The sequence below is a fragment of the Maribacter sp. genome (assembly GCF_039974175.1).
In the GTDB taxonomy this organism is placed as follows: Bacteria; Bacteroidota; Bacteroidia; order Flavobacteriales; family Flavobacteriaceae; genus Maribacter_C.
This window is the reverse complement of the sequence record NZ_JBDWJN010000008.1, coordinates 71032-85033: the sequence shown is the minus strand read 5'-3', so window position 1 is coordinate 85033 and position 14002 is coordinate 71032. Positions and strand designations below refer to the sequence as shown.

Annotated in this window: 13 protein-coding genes; 9 read left to right on the top strand and 4 right to left on the bottom strand. The window is 39.8% G+C overall.

The genetic code is table 11. The features are described from left to right. The first annotated feature begins 36 nt into the window (after positions 1-36). The 6 genes from rpmB (at position 37) to ABJN95_RS06215 (ending at position 4688) form a co-directional block, all read left to right on the top strand. On the top strand, positions 37-273 hold the full coding sequence (rpmB, locus tag ABJN95_RS06240; RefSeq protein WP_348369353.1) for a 50S ribosomal protein L28: 237 nt from the start codon (positions 37-39) through the stop codon (positions 271-273). 20 nt (positions 274-293) lie between these two features. Continuing rightward, a complete protein-coding gene (gene rpmG, locus ABJN95_RS06235; RefSeq protein WP_099574372.1) occupies positions 294-476 on the top strand; it encodes a 50S ribosomal protein L33 in 183 nt (60 codons plus the stop codon). A gap of 39 nt (positions 477-515) precedes the next feature. Then, complete coding sequence (locus ABJN95_RS06230) at positions 516-668, top strand: DUF4295 domain-containing protein (RefSeq protein WP_348369351.1); 153 nt, start codon at positions 516-518, stop codon at positions 666-668. A 183-nt stretch (positions 669-851) separates the two neighbouring features. Beyond that, positions 852-1808, top strand: coding sequence for a signal recognition particle-docking protein FtsY (gene ftsY, locus ABJN95_RS06225; protein WP_348369349.1), 957 nt, complete (start codon positions 852-854; stop codon positions 1806-1808). A 161-nt stretch (positions 1809-1969) separates the two neighbouring features. Beyond that, positions 1970-3643 (top strand): amidase family protein, encoded by a 1674-nt coding sequence (locus tag ABJN95_RS06220; protein WP_348369347.1) that lies wholly within the window; start codon positions 1970-1972, stop codon positions 3641-3643. A 13-nt stretch (positions 3644-3656) separates the two neighbouring features. Further along, entirely contained in the window at positions 3657-4688 is a 1032-nt protein-coding gene (locus ABJN95_RS06215; RefSeq protein ID WP_348369346.1) for an alpha/beta fold hydrolase, read from the top strand. On the opposite strand, the gene ABJN95_RS06210 is transcribed toward ABJN95_RS06215, so the two are convergent. After that, on the bottom strand, positions 4681-5805 hold the full coding sequence (locus ABJN95_RS06210) for a serine hydrolase (protein WP_348369344.1): 1125 nt from the start codon (positions 5803-5805) through the stop codon (positions 4681-4683). The two genes, ABJN95_RS06215 and ABJN95_RS06210, sit on opposite strands and share 8 nt — an antisense overlap. A 123-nt stretch (positions 5806-5928) precedes the next feature. On the opposite strand from ABJN95_RS06210, the gene rimO reads away from it, so the two are divergent. Continuing rightward, positions 5929-7239 (top strand): 30S ribosomal protein S12 methylthiotransferase RimO, encoded by a 1311-nt coding sequence (rimO, locus tag ABJN95_RS06205; RefSeq protein WP_348369342.1) that lies wholly within the window; start codon positions 5929-5931, stop codon positions 7237-7239. Between the two features lie 52 nt (positions 7240-7291). On the opposite strand, the gene ABJN95_RS06200 is transcribed toward rimO, so the two are convergent. Continuing rightward, complete coding sequence (locus ABJN95_RS06200) at positions 7292-8062, bottom strand: methyltransferase domain-containing protein (RefSeq protein WP_348369340.1); 771 nt, start codon at positions 8060-8062, stop codon at positions 7292-7294. Positions 8063-8171: 109 nt separating this feature from the next. Further along, the gene (locus ABJN95_RS06195) at positions 8172-10631 is read right to left on the bottom strand and encodes a M14 metallopeptidase family protein (protein WP_348369338.1); all 2460 of its coding nucleotides are present in this window, start codon (positions 10629-10631) and stop codon (positions 8172-8174) included. A gap of 173 nt (positions 10632-10804) precedes the next feature. Here ABJN95_RS06195 and bshC point away from each other — a divergent pair, with 173 nt between their 5' ends. Both bshC and ABJN95_RS06185 read left to right on the top strand, forming a co-directional pair. Next, complete coding sequence (bshC, locus tag ABJN95_RS06190; protein ID WP_348369336.1) at positions 10805-12409, top strand: bacillithiol biosynthesis cysteine-adding enzyme BshC; 1605 nt, start codon at positions 10805-10807, stop codon at positions 12407-12409. A 43-nt stretch (positions 12410-12452) separates the two neighbouring features. Further along, entirely contained in the window at positions 12453-12989 is a 537-nt protein-coding gene (locus tag ABJN95_RS06185) for a hypothetical protein (RefSeq protein ID WP_348369334.1), read from the top strand. Positions 12990-13066: 77 nt separating this feature from the next. On the opposite strand, the gene ABJN95_RS06180 is transcribed toward ABJN95_RS06185, so the two are convergent. Continuing rightward, complete coding sequence (locus ABJN95_RS06180; protein ID WP_348369332.1) at positions 13067-13612, bottom strand: pyridoxamine 5'-phosphate oxidase family protein; 546 nt, start codon at positions 13610-13612, stop codon at positions 13067-13069. Positions 13613-14002: the final 390 nt, after the last annotated feature.

Below are 14002 nucleotides of genomic sequence, written 5' to 3'. Positions count from 1 at the left end.
ATATAAATTTGCATCCTGTTTAAAAAAATCAGCGCAATGTCAAAAGTTTGTGAAATTACGGGGAAAAAGGCGATGTTCGGAAACAATGTTTCCTTCTCGATCAACAAAACGAGAAGAAGATTTAACGTAAACCTTTCTAAGAAGCGTTTTTATATTCCGGAGGAAGACCGTTGGATAACTTTAAAAGTTTCCGCTAAGGCCTTAAAGTCAATCAATAAAAAGGGTATTTCGGCTGTTTTGAAAGAGGCGAAAGCACAGGGGATGTTGAAATAATCCAAAAAAATTAGATTACAATGGCAAAAAAGGGAAATAGAATTCAGGTAATTTTAGAGTGTACTGAGCATAAAGAGTCTGGCCAGCCAGGAACTTCACGTTACATCACTACCAAGAATAAGAAGAACACTCCAGAAAGGATGGAAATCAAAAAATTCAATCCGATCTTAAAGAGAATGACCGTTCACAAAGAGATAAAATAATTTCCGCCCTAGCGGAAATGGCAAAAAATAGATGTAGTCATGGCAAAGAAAACCGTAGCAAGTTTACAAACAAGTTCAAAAAGATTAACGAAGGCTATCAAAATGGTAAAATCTCCAAAAAGTGGGGCTTATACCTTTGTTGAATCCGTTATGGCACCGGAAAGGGTGAACGATTGGATTGCTAAGAAATAATAGACGCCAGTATTGGTGGTAAAGCCTCTTTCGAAAGAAAGGGGCTTTTTTTTGTCATGTAACCAAATCAAAAACGTTGGTCTGTCAAGATTTATCTATACGTTTTCCTAGCCCTTTTACGAATTACAGATAACAAAATTACCCTCAAGTTCTCTATCTTTGAAAAAAGGCGATTAAAACACTATGAGTTTATTTAAAAACATATTTTCCTCTAAGAAAAAGGAAACCTTAGATAAAGGATTGGAGAAAACAAAAACGAGTTTTTTCTCGAAGATGACTAAGGCCGTCGCGGGTAAGTCAAAAGTAGATGATGACGTTCTTGATAATTTGGAGGAAGTGCTGGTTTCCTCTGATGTAGGGGTAGACACCACCTTAAAAATTATCGAGCGTATAGAAGCAAGAGCCGCAAAAGACAAATATGTAGGTACCGATGAGCTAAACGCTATTTTGCGAGAGGAGATTGCCGGGCTACTTTCCGAAACCCATCTTGGCGAAGATGTCGATTTCAGTATTCCAAAAGACACTAAACCCTATGTCATTATGGTCGTTGGGGTTAATGGAGTAGGTAAAACCACAACCATAGGAAAGTTGGCATACCAGTTTAAACAACAAGGACTAAAAGTTGTCTTGGGGGCTGGTGATACGTTTCGCGCAGCTGCCATCGACCAATTACAAGTTTGGGCCGATCGTGTTGATGTTCCTATTGTAAAGCAAAAAATGGGAAGTGATCCGGCGTCGGTCGCTTTTGATACTTTGAGTTCTGCTGTTAACCAAGATGCTGACGTGGTTATTATCGATACGGCTGGAAGGCTTCACAACAAAGTCAACTTGATGAACGAACTTTCCAAAATTAAGAGGGTCATGCAAAAGGTCGTCGAAGATACCCCACATGATGTTCTTTTGGTATTAGATGGTTCTACCGGCCAAAATGCTTTTGAGCAGGCTAAGCAATTCACTAAGGCTACTGAAGTAACTTCATTGGCGGTTACAAAATTAGACGGTACGGCCAAGGGCGGGGTTGTTATTGGTATTTCAGATCAGTTTCAAATTCCTGTAAAGTATATTGGTGTTGGGGAAGGTATTGAAGATCTTCAAGTCTTTAATAAACACGAGTTTGTAGATTCGTTTTTTAGTGTATAGCTTCAACTCAACAAAACTATAGATCAGCTATTGCATCAGCACAAAATTCCCTTGACCTGTCAGCAGTACAAGACAAAGACAATGTGGTGCCTATGAATCAAACGAACATTGATCTTTGGAAAGGAAATTAGAAGAAGAATAACTAAGCTATCTTACAATCTATGAAAAATTTGATTTTGATTCTCGTACTGCTCTTTGCTTTCGCCTGCAAAGAACAACCTCAAGTTGAAAAAGAAGATGTCGTTTTATGGCAGCCTTACAATGATTCGGCAGAGGTGGCAGCCAACGCAGACCATAAATCTGAACGTATGCGGTTCAAATTCATTCAATCGAAAGTGTTGAACAAAAATGAAGTCTTTTTACCCTTGTATGATGAAGTTTCGAAACTATCTGATTCGGAATATGAAGCGTTGAAACCGCTTATTTTAGAACAGAATATATACACCTTACAAGACCATATAGCGAACGCAAAGTTGACCTATGAAAAGCTAGTACGCTTCTATTTATATCGTATTTATAAATACGAGTTGAACAATGCAACAACTTTGAACACAGTAATCGCATTAAATGAGAAAGTAGTTGACGAAGCACGCAAAAAAGACAAAGCCATAGCAGAAGGATTGGATATCAAACATCCTATTTACGGAATGCCTATTGTACTTAAAGACAACATCAATACTTCAGGTATGCATACCACTGCAGGTGCCATTGCTTTGATAGACAACGAAGTAGAGGATGCGTTCATCGTAGAGCGTCTAAAAGAAAACGGTGCTTTGATTTTAGGTAAGGTAAATCTAAGTGAGTGGGCTAATTTTTTATGCAATTGTCCCAACGGTCAAAGTGCTGTTGGTGGTCAGACCTTGAATCCATATAGAAGGCTTGTTTTCGACACCGGTGGTTCTAGTGCCGGTAGTGGAGCGGCGACAGCGGCCAACTATGCAGTAGCGGCAGTTGGTACCGAAACCTCTGGTTCAATATTATCACCTAGTGGTCAAAATTCAGTTGTTGGGCTGAAACCCACAATCGGCCTGTTGAGCAGAACAGGTATCGTTCCTATTTCAAGCACATTAGATACTCCGGGTCCTATGACCAAAAATGTAATCGACAATGCGATTTTACTATCCGCCATGACGGGAAAAGATACTCTTGATGCAAAATCAATCGAAGAGCGATTCCCCGGAATTATTTCCGCAGGCATACATCCAACAGCGTTTACTGATATGCGACTTGGGGCAATGAAACCCTTACTTGAAAGTGATTCCATCTACAGAACTACAATCGAAAAATTAAAGCAATTAGGAGCTGAAATAATAGAATTCACTCCTGCCGAAGTTACTATGGATGGTTTCTTGAGCATCTTGAATATCGATATGCGCAATGACCTTCCAGAATATTTGCGAACACAGATAAAAAGTAAAAATACCGTAAAGATTAAATCAGTTTCCGATGCAGTTGCTTTCAATAATGCTGACTCCTTGCTTCGAGTGCCTTATGGTCAAGTGCGGTTTGAGGGTATATTGGCAGATACTACAACCACCGAGGAATTGGAAAAAATCAAATCTACTTTAGAAAAAAATGGGAGGCACTTTTTTGATATGGCTTTAGACAAGCACCAGCTAGATGCAGTGCTGTCAATTAACAATTACCATGCGGGTTATGCTGCTGTTGCCAAATATCCTGCCCTAGCGGTTCCGATGGGGTATAAAGCCTCTGGTGAACCGATTAGTTTAACTTTTATCGCCAAGCCATTCAAAGAAGCAGCGCTACTTCGGTTGGGTGCTGCATTTGAAAAAGCTACCCAGGCTAGGGTAATACCCCAAGCGTATAAAAACTAATTGATTCTCAAAAATGCGTTTTATCAAAGTATTTTTTAAAGGACTACTAGTGCTGTTGGCGCTGCTATTACTGGTATATATTTTAGGCCCCAAGGTGGAGCAACCTGATTTGAGACCTGAACTTCCAGAAATCACCGAAAATCTACGCTTACTTGACAAAAGCATCAAGCAGAAAGAGGCAGCCGTCGCCAAAATAAGACCCGATAACGAAGCGCGAATACTTTGGTATGATTCAATTCCTAGAAAAACAGAATATGCTTTTGTATACCTACATGGATGGTCTGCTAGCCAAGAGGAAGGTGCACCGCTTCATGAACAATTAGGCAGGAGATATGGGGCGAATGTCTATCTACCTCGTTTGGCGGGGCATGGTCTTCAAGAAGATGAGGCAATGCTTAATTTAACCGCCACAGCCTTGTTCGATTCGGCTAAAGAGGCTTTGGCCGTTGCCAAACGGCTGGGTGAGAAAGTGATTGTATTGGGCACTTCTACCGGAGGAACACTTGCACTGTACTTAGCGCATTGGCATGTTGAAATCGAAGGACTTCTTCTCTATTCTCCAAATATTGAACTGCGAGATGGGTCTGCCAAATTATTGTCAGGGCCATGGGGTATTCAGTTAGCCAAAGCGGTTACTGGAACTGACTACCACCAATTTGAAGCAGATGCTATCAAGCAAAACTATTGGACGACTAAATACCGTTTGGAGGCATTGACACAGTTGCAAGCGCTCATGGATGAAACGATGCGGCCTGAAGTTTTTGCCAAAGTAAAGCAACCTACATTCCTAGGTTATTACTACAAAAACGAGGAAGAACAAGACGATGTGGTGTCCGTGCCAGCCTTGCTGGAAATGTATGACCAATTGGGCGTTGATGCGAATCTAAAACGAAAGGTAGCCTTTCCTAACGTTAACGACCATGTTATGACTTCTCATATCACTTCAAAAGATTTTGAGTCGGTGAAACAAGAAACGATTCGGTTTTTGGAAGAAGTTTTGTTGTTGCAATCCGTTGATAGTAACAAGGCGGACAAATCTAATTAATCAGTGCGTTGACTTTTGCCCAAAGGGCATTGTCAAAGCTTGACAATGCAAAGTTGCTATCGTCAGCAGCATCTCCCATACGTACTATTACTAATTTTTTACTGGGGACAACGTATATTTTCTGATCGTTTTTTCCTAGGGCGGAATACATATCAACAGGAGCATTAGGCACCAATGGGCCATTAAATTTGAGTTGGGTCTGAGGTAAGCCGTACGAGTCTTTGCCGTTTAGCCACCACAGATAACCATAAGATAAATTGATATCTTGAGAGCTATTTGTGGCTTCTTCTAAGAAAGCCTCTGAAATGATTTGCTCGTTTTTCCATTTCCCATTAGCGTAAATAAGTAGGCCAAATCGAGCCATACTTCGGGTGTTGCTCCAATAAACACTTAAATCCTCCCCCGATTCAAGCCATGTGCCTGTCATTCCGATTTTATCTCTGAGCCTCGAATTGAAATATTCAGACCAGCTTTGATTGCTGGCTGCCGCCACAACATCTTGCAATTTTACATAGACGTTATGATAAGCCCACCTTGTTCCGGCGTCAGCAACATATTGTAAGTTGCTTGGTGAAACAGCATCCCCTAAACTATCATCGAGCCCCGAATCCATTGCAAGCAGATGTTTATTGGTAATTAGATCCTCCTTCTCGGAAGAAACACTGGTCCAGGCTGCTCCTAAGTAATCAGAAACCTTGTCATTAATGTTCAGAAAACCCTCATCCTGCGCAATGCCAACAGTGGTTGAGGTCAAGGTTTTACCTGCGCTAGCCCAATACCATGGGCTTGTGGCTAAATGTTCGTTAAAATATGCTTCAATTACGATTTTACCCTCATGCATTATGATAAAACTCCTGGTGTTATTCTCTTCTAAAAAGTCAAGTAACGGTTGTTCTGCGGCTTCATCCCAGTCCAATTCGGTCATGGTTGCTTGTTCCCATGTATCTGAATCAATGGGAGGGAAGTAAACGGCCGTGTCGTTCTCCTCTACTTCGGGTACATCATCCATTTCTTCAATTTGATCTTCGTCAGTGAGGTTGTCGTCATTAGTTTCTTTCGAGCAACTCGTAAAACCGAAAACTAATAATGCTAGTATAAAAGTGATTGGGGTATTCATGAGTTAAAGTTTAAGTGTTGGACTGCAGTAAGTTGCAAGGGTTTAACGCAAAAATTGAATAATTCGTGTATAAATCGCTTGGTTCATTCGTCTTGTTGTATTTTTGCAACCCAGAAAATAGTTATGCGTACGAAAACCCTTAAAAAGAACAAGATTAACGTTGTCACCCTTGGCTGTTCGAAGAATGTGTATGATTCTGAGGTTTTGATGGGGCAACTGCGTGCCAACGACAAAGAGGTAGTTCATGAAGAGGAAGGCAATGTAGTAGTCATCAATACTTGCGGATTTATAGCCAATGCAAAGGAAGAGAGCGTAAACACAATTCTTGAATACGTTCAAAAAAAAGAGGAGGGAAAGGTAGATAAGGTTTTCGTAACCGGTTGTCTTAGCGAACGTTACAAACCCGATTTACAAAAAGAAATTCCGAACGTAGACGAGTATTTCGGCACCAGTGAATTACCAAATTTATTGAAAGCATTAGGTGCTGATTACAAACATGAGTTGATTGGCGAACGCCTTACCACAACACCCAAGAATTATGCCTACCTAAAGATAGCAGAAGGTTGTGACCGACCCTGTTCTTTTTGCGCAATTCCTATTATGAGGGGGAAGCATCGAAGTAAAAGAATTGAAGATCTGGTTACTGAAGCTGAAAAATTAGCTACTAAAGGTGTTAAAGAATTGATTTTGATCGCTCAAGATCTAACCTACTACGGACTCGATCTGTACAGAAAGCGAAACCTTGCCGAATTGCTTGAGGCTTTGGTGCAGGTAGAGGGTATTGAATGGATTCGTTTGCATTATGCCTTTCCAACGGGCTTCCCCATGGATGTTTTGGAAGTGATGAAACGCGAACCTAAAGTCTGTAAGTATTTGGATATTCCTTTGCAGCATATTGCCGATGCTATCTTAAAAAGTATGCGGCGTGGAACTACACAGGCCAAGACCACAAAGTTATTACAAGATTTTCGAGCATCTGTTCCTGAAATGACTATTCGTACCACCCTGATTGTTGGATATCCAGGTGAAACTGAAGAAGATTTTCAAACACTGAAGAAGTGGGTGGAGGAAATGCGCTTTGAACGTTTGGGTTGTTTTACTTATAGCCATGAAGAGAACACCCATGCCTATAATTTGGAAGATGATGTACCTGAGGTGGTCAAACAGCAACGTGCGAATGAAATAATGGAATTACAATCGCAAATCTCTTGGGAGTTGAATCAACAAAAAATCGGTCAAATCTTCCGATGTATTATCGATCGAAAAGAGGGCAACTATTTTATTGGTAGAACAGAATTCGACTCTCCTGACGTTGATAACGAGGTGTTAGTCGATGCCAGCCAACACTATCTGAAACAAGGTGAATTTGTAAATTTAAAGGTGACCGCGGCGGCAGATTTTGACTTGTACGCTGTGCCCGCAGTTTCGCAATAAAACGTCAAAAAGAAATTATTCTGTTGGGTACTATTGGTTTATCACATTGCGATCATTTCTTCCCGACAATGAGGTCCTCGTTCGGGTCTAAGCCGTACTTGCAGTGCGCATATTCTTTGAAAATATCGATTTGTTCTGTTTTAAAACCTACAGATTGAAGTCTGGTGGTATAGTCTTGACCATAAATGCGAACGTGATCCGACTGTCCGAATACAAGCTCCCTTTCTTTTGGATCTGTTATGGTAAAATCTTCGAAAGTGGTTTCCATAGTCTGAGATATTGGAACTTGTAAAATTGCTCGGCCTCCCACCTTTAAAACTCGGAACAGTTCTTTCATTGCATCGGTGTCATTGGGTATATGTTCGAGCATATGATTGCATATAATCAAATCAAAATAATTCGAATCAAATGGAATATCTAATACATTAATGTTTTGAACATATTTAGGATAGAAATATCCTTCAACAAACAAATCTCCGCAGATATAGGTTTCATAGCCAATATTCAAAAGTGCTTTAGATAAACCTATTTCCGGCGCCAAATGCAGTATTTTCAAATCTTTCGAGCTATCAAATATCGCCAGTTTATCTTTTAAGTATAGGTAAATCATTCGATCTCGCTCACGAGAATTGCATTTGTAACACCCCCCCTTTCTTCGCCCACCACCAATGACTTTTTTTTCTTTGAAAACTGGAATATCCATGCCAATAGGAGCCAAGTCTCTTGCCTTAAAACCGCAAATCGGACATTGGTATTTGTTGCCGAAATGCAATGTTGTTTTAATTAGCTGTTTAACCACGGGTGGAATATATTTTCTTAGCATTTTCTTTGAATTTTTTGCGTCACAAATCCTTGCGCCAATTCACTTTCTAAATCGACTGCTCAAACAAGGGCTTCAGCATACATATGATTGGTGAATGGCCTAAGTTAAATCAATTTACCATAAAAAGGGCATTGGCAAAGAACAGTTTGCCATTTTCCCAAAAACCTCTGAACAAAGGGTTGTCTACCATATAGATAACGCTTCCGTCACCGTGGTGTTCCACGCCAAAAATTAGCGTCTTGGCAATCTTTTTCTGGGCCTTGCTCCCTGCAAAACCTGAAACGGGTGTGTTTTGATTTTCCTCTAAATAGACCACATTGCCATTGGTAAGATATTCATAGGAATCATCTCCTAGTTTTAGGGTAAAATAACTGTTCTCGTAGCCATAAGCCAGGGGGTGTGTGTTATCGACCTTGGTTTTGAAAATAGCTCCGGTGATAGCGCTTTTGATGCGTTCCCGTTCTGAACCGTCAAAAGGGCGCGTAGATTTGGTGCTATCTTTTTCTTGTATCTTGTTTTTGATGGAGAAACCTTCCTCGCCAGACAGCGACTTTATAGCACCGTTCATAGCAATGAGTTTACCCCCATTACGTACCCATGCTTTAAGATCTTTTAGAATATCTTTGTTGATAAAGTTTTGATACCCCCAACCACCTGGTAGTATGAGCACATCATATTCTGAGAAATTTACGCCACGCATATATTCCGAATCGATAACGGCTAGAGGATAGTGCAATTGTTGTTCGAAAAAGTACCATATCTCTCCAAAACGCAAGGTAGATGAGGGTTTTCCTGAAAGAACAGCCACTTTTAAGTCGTCAACCATTTGTACAGAATTCGAACCAAAATCTTTTCCACTCTCCACAAAACCCGTTTGTGTGGGGACTAATATTTTATGATGTTTCTCCGATGCTGAACGTAGTGCGTTTACAAAACCAGGGTGATTTTTGTTGTCAGCTTTCGTAATGATCAGACTGCCGCGTTTGTGGTTTTTACCATTGAGAGAGAAGGGCTTGTGTGCATATCGAACACGTATTTTCTCTCGTAGCAATTCTGCCAAAAAACGAGCATCATCCATACTATTCCAGTCCGTGATGTAGGCGTAAGTATCTGCATTCACTATCGCATCTGGCATTGAAATCTCAGTCGGTCCGCTAGCTTCCGAGCTTACTTTTGCCTCCGAGGCAACGGCTTCTAACCCATATGCATAGGGAAGAGACCATGCCGTAATATCGTAAGTAACAGAATCGCTAAGTTTTGCGCGTGGCTCAAATAAAACCTTTACTAAAGTACCTTTGGGCTGGTCGGTATGGATTACCAAACTGTTTTCATTGGTGGGCAGATTTTGAGTCCGTCCTGAGGTATATGAAAATCCCTTGGCACTACCTGGTCTACCCCAATTGTATTCGATTTTGTGCTGGGCCAATAGTTTGGTAAGTGCATGTATCTTGTCATCATCTCCATTGAGCACATAGCTTTTGTATTTAAAATTTTTGTTTTTATAAAACTTCTTGAACTCGTCGTTCAACTTTATCGCATTTTTTGAAGCTACTTCTACAGTTGAAAGCCCTGTAGTGTGATGATGAGCGATTCGATCTTTTAGGGTAAGGGTATCACCAATACGGGTCTTGATGCCTAAGCCAGCACGTCCACTTCCGCCTTGTTCATAGGTCATTCCAACGCCACCGTTCATGGTAGGATAGGTATCTCCATAGCTGGGATATAACAGATCAAAAACTTCCTTAGTAAAATAAAACCAACCGTTGGCATCGAAATACTTGGCATGGTTTTTACCAATACGTTCTTGAAAATCTCTTTGAAAATCAGTGATAACCTCATGATACGGTTCCGCAGCGGGTGCAAAGTAGTAGGGGTTGTCAACACCTTGCTCATGAAAATCGACATGAACGTGCGGCAACCATTTATTGAACTGTTTTAAACGTTGTTGACTTTCTACTTGTGTCAACCAGGCCCAGTCTCTATTCAAATCAAACATATAGTGATTGGAACGGCCATTCAACCAACCTTCATGATGTTCTTTGCTATTTGGGTCGTTGCTATATGGTGTATTCTTATTTTGATTGTACCAGTTTACATATCTATCTCTACCGTCAGGATTGATACAGGGGTCAACAAGCACCACCGTATTTTCAAGATAAGCTTGTTTACTGGTCAGTAAATCGAATATCGTTTGCATGGAGGCTTCGGTGCTTACACTCTCATTACCATGCACATTGTAGCTCAACCAAACAATAGCTGCTGAAGGGTCACCTTCCCCAACGGTATTTTTCAAATGTTCCTTTCGAATGTTTTCCAAATCACGCATATTATCTGCAGAACTTATAGATGCCAGAATAAGAGGTCTAAGCTCGTTTGTTTTGCCGTATTCTTGTAATTGCATGCGATCGCTAGCGACTGATGCCAAATACTCGTAGTAATCTACAACTTGGTGATGGCGCGTAAAGCGAGTACCAAGCTCATATCCTAAAAACTCAGAAGGAGATTTTAACCCTTGGGCAAAAGTGAACGTTGAACATAATATTGCTAAGAGGAATAGTAATTTTTTCATGAACTATAGATTGCTATTGAGAAGAGAGAAAGATAAGGAATATTGGTTGCAACAACCGTCAAAATTCTTTGATTTGCATGGTTTTTGGGGTGACATACAAAAAGTAATTAACGTATTTTTAGGAACTGTAAAATCAAGGAACTTTATATTTACAGGGAATTTTTAGCTGTTATATGGATATTGACTGTTTGCCATTTAAGAATACGGGTTATTTCTCGTCACTGATCTGTGATTATTTAGATCAAAAAAAGGAACTAAAACCATTCTACAATCGCTTTCCGACTTTAGAAAACTTCAAGGGCCAAATTGAGGAAAAGGCCAAAAATTTTCCTGAAGCGCATCGTGAGATTTTGTACGACTCTCTTCAAAACCAATATAGTAATATTAAGGCTCGGAAGAAGACTCAAGAACATATAAAACAGCTTAAAGAACCCATAACTTTTACCGTTGTCACGGGGCATCAACTAAACCTGTTTACTGGGCCGCTGTATTTTTTATACAAAATTATTTCTACGATAAACCTTACGGAACAACTCAAGAAAAAATATCCGAAATATAATTTTGTTCCCATCTACTGGATGGCAACGGAAGACCATGATTTTGACGAAATCAATTATTTTAATTTCAAGGGGAAAAAATTACAGTGGAATAGGGAAGCTACGGGAGCGGTTGGCCAATTAAATACAGACGGACTTGAGGACGTGTTTGAGACATTTTCAAATGCAATGAGAAGCTCCAAAAATGAGGAAGACTTAAAGGGTTTATTCAAAAGGGCGTATTTGGAGCATCAAACGCTTACAGAAGCTACACGCTTCCTGGCTAATGAACTTTTCGGCGAATCAGGCCTGGTTATTATCGATGGAGATGATGCTGACTTAAAGCGATTACAAATTCCATACGTAAAACAAGATATTTTTGAGCAAACTTCTTTTCAAAAAGTGTCGCAATCTGCCGAAAGATTGGCTTCGGTTTCGGAGAACTACACTATTCAAGTGAATCCTCGCGAAATCAATTATTTCTATTTAATCGAAGGCGTTCGCGAACGAATTATAGCAAAAGGGAATGGATTCTCTGTTGTTGATTCCCAAATATCTTGGAGCAAAAGTGAACTAGAAAAAGAAATCGATGATTTCCCAGAGCGCTTTTCACCCAATGTTATTACCAGACCCCTGTACCAAGAAGTCATATTGCCCAACCTTTGCTATATTGGAGGAGGGGGAGAGATTGCCTACTGGTTGGAACTGAAATCTAGTTTTGAAGCTATGCAGGTTCCTTTTCCAGTACTTCTGCTACGAAATTCTGTTTTGACTATCACAAGAAAACAGGCGGGAAAGCTTGAAAAGATGGATATTCTTGTTGAAGACCTCTTTTTAAAACAACATAGTTTTATCAATAAGAAGATACGTAGTATTTCAAATATTGATATCAATTTTTCTCCTCAAAAACTGTTTTTGGAAGAACACTTCAAATCACTCTATGAAGTTGCCGAGCAAACAGATGCCTCTTTTTTAGGAGCGGTAAAAGCACAAGAGGTGAAGCAGAAGAAAGGACTTGTAAATTTAGAAAAGCGTCTTTTAAAGGCGCAAAAACGCAAGTTAAAAGACCATGTGGTACGAATGACCGAAATTCAAAGTGAATTGTTTCCAGGGCAATCGCTACAAGAGCGTAATGTGAATTTTTCAGAATTGTACTTGGAGTTGGGAGAAGACCTGATTCCCATGTTAAAGAAGGCTCTGAATCCTTTGGAATTAAAATTCACCATTATTAAAACGGCTTAAGAGTTCCCCGCTAAACTATTATTTAACTTAAAATTGTGGTACTGTGAAAAAGGTATTAGTAGCTTTTTGCGTTTTGTCGATATTGATATTTGGATGCGTTGATAACATAGCCCATCAATCTTCCGATGCGAAGCAGGGTTGGCAATTGGTATTTAGGAATACCAAAGGTGGAAAAGTTGTATTTGGTAGTAAAGAAAGGCTTATAGAGGCCGTACGCGCTGGATATTCGGTTCGTGTAGGCTGGGGCGGTAGGCGGCAAACAGATACTACGAAATCTGTTGAACATGTAGCAGAGGCGCAATTTTTAACTATAGCAAACAGTAAGGAGGTATTTGCTCAAATTCAACCGATTATCGGTCAACACCCGGGTTTGGAAAAAGATACCATAGATATTGTTTTTAGAGAAAATCTGCAATGGATTTTGATGGTGGGTACCAACGGATTCTCCGATCGTTTGACAACAGAACGTTTTCAAGATAGTATTAGAGGGCATAGGTCATTGCCCACTGAAGTGAGTTGGTTTGTTAATTATCCATTCGATCATAAAAGCAAAAAGCAAACACCACTCTGGGCGATGTAAAGGCGGTGCCTGAAACCAAGGTCGATGCATACTGTAACACCCTTACCACTAAAGTTTACCGGTTAAAAGTATTGAAATCAAGGTACCAAAAACTCGCCCACCCATTCACCTTCTTTTTTGGAAAACTGTACGCGTAGATGATTGGGGCGTTTCAGTTTTAAGTATTCAATGCGAAATGGTTCAATCTCCAGAATACAAAAATAATTTTCGTCATTGAGATAGTCTACCTTGTCGGGATTTGAAATACTGCTGCCCGGAGCATGCGCTGTTGTATAATCTTTTCGAGAATTGGGCTGCACAGCGTTCCAATATTTTTTTAAAATAGGTGCATCGCTAATACTATTGGCTAGCCCTTCTACTTTAACTTGTAACAGTTGTTTCGGATCGTAAAACAACATACTGACCTTGTTATTTTCCTTGATATGAATGAGTTTTTTGGAGCGTTTGTCTGTAAAAAAAGTGAGTTTTAAATCTTCTGAAACTTTGCGCAAAACCACCGTGCGAAGTCTTGGCATGGTCTCGAGACCGACAGTTGCCAAGGTGCCATAGCGAAAGGAGTGTCCTTTTTTATGAACTCCTTGCTGCAATTCCCTTTTTAATTCTGAAAAAAAACGATCCGTCATTTTGCCGTTACTTAAGTATAAAGTTAATGAAAATGGGAGATTACAGGGCTTTGATACAGATATTAACATTCGAGATAAAAAAAAGTCAAAATTTAGGTAGGGTTTTTTAAGGTACAGCTGTTATATAACAAAATTGCTATGATTATTTACTTGAGTTAGTTAAATAATCAATCAGTTTAATGTGTTTAGGTTGGTTTTTGATTTTGATGAAAAGCTCGGGGTGGTTCCCGAGCTTTTACTTTTTAATTCTTATTGTTGAAGGATGACATCTTTAAATCTCCCCTTTCATTCTTAATTTCCCCATATTATTTTAACAAAGTTTAACGCATTGTTTACGCAAGGTGTTGAAGTGTATTACGTCTAAATCAGTATATGAAACTATTCAGTTTT

Excerpts from the sequence above, each read along its gene's own strand:
- ftsY (WP_348369349.1), top strand. The coding sequence starts at position 852 with ATGAGTTTATTTAAAAACATATTTTCCTCTAAGAAAAAGGAAACCTTA.
- rpmG (WP_099574372.1), top strand. The coding sequence starts at position 294 with ATGGCAAAAAAGGGAAATAGAATTCAGGTAATTTTAGAGTGTACTGAG.
- bshC (WP_348369336.1), top strand. The coding sequence starts at position 10,805 with ATGGATATTGACTGTTTGCCATTTAAGAATACGGGTTATTTCTCGTCA.
- ABJN95_RS06220 (WP_348369347.1), top strand. The coding sequence starts at position 1,970 with ATGAAAAATTTGATTTTGATTCTCGTACTGCTCTTTGCTTTCGCCTGC.
- ABJN95_RS06180 (WP_348369332.1), bottom strand. The coding sequence starts at position 13,612 with ATGACGGATCGTTTTTTTTCAGAATTAAAAAGGGAATTGCAGCAAGGA.
- ABJN95_RS06210 (WP_348369344.1), bottom strand. The coding sequence starts at position 5,805 with ATGAATACCCCAATCACTTTTATACTAGCATTATTAGTTTTCGGTTTT.
- ABJN95_RS06215 (WP_348369346.1), top strand. The coding sequence starts at position 3,657 with ATGCGTTTTATCAAAGTATTTTTTAAAGGACTACTAGTGCTGTTGGCG.
- ABJN95_RS06230 (WP_348369351.1), top strand. The coding sequence starts at position 516 with ATGGCAAAGAAAACCGTAGCAAGTTTACAAACAAGTTCAAAAAGATTA.
- ABJN95_RS06200 (WP_348369340.1), bottom strand. The coding sequence starts at position 8,062 with ATGCTAAGAAAATATATTCCACCCGTGGTTAAACAGCTAATTAAAACA.
- rpmB (WP_348369353.1), top strand. The coding sequence starts at position 37 with ATGTCAAAAGTTTGTGAAATTACGGGGAAAAAGGCGATGTTCGGAAAC.
- ABJN95_RS06195 (WP_348369338.1), bottom strand. The coding sequence starts at position 10,631 with ATGAAAAAATTACTATTCCTCTTAGCAATATTATGTTCAACGTTCACT.
- rimO (WP_348369342.1), top strand. The coding sequence starts at position 5,929 with ATGCGTACGAAAACCCTTAAAAAGAACAAGATTAACGTTGTCACCCTT.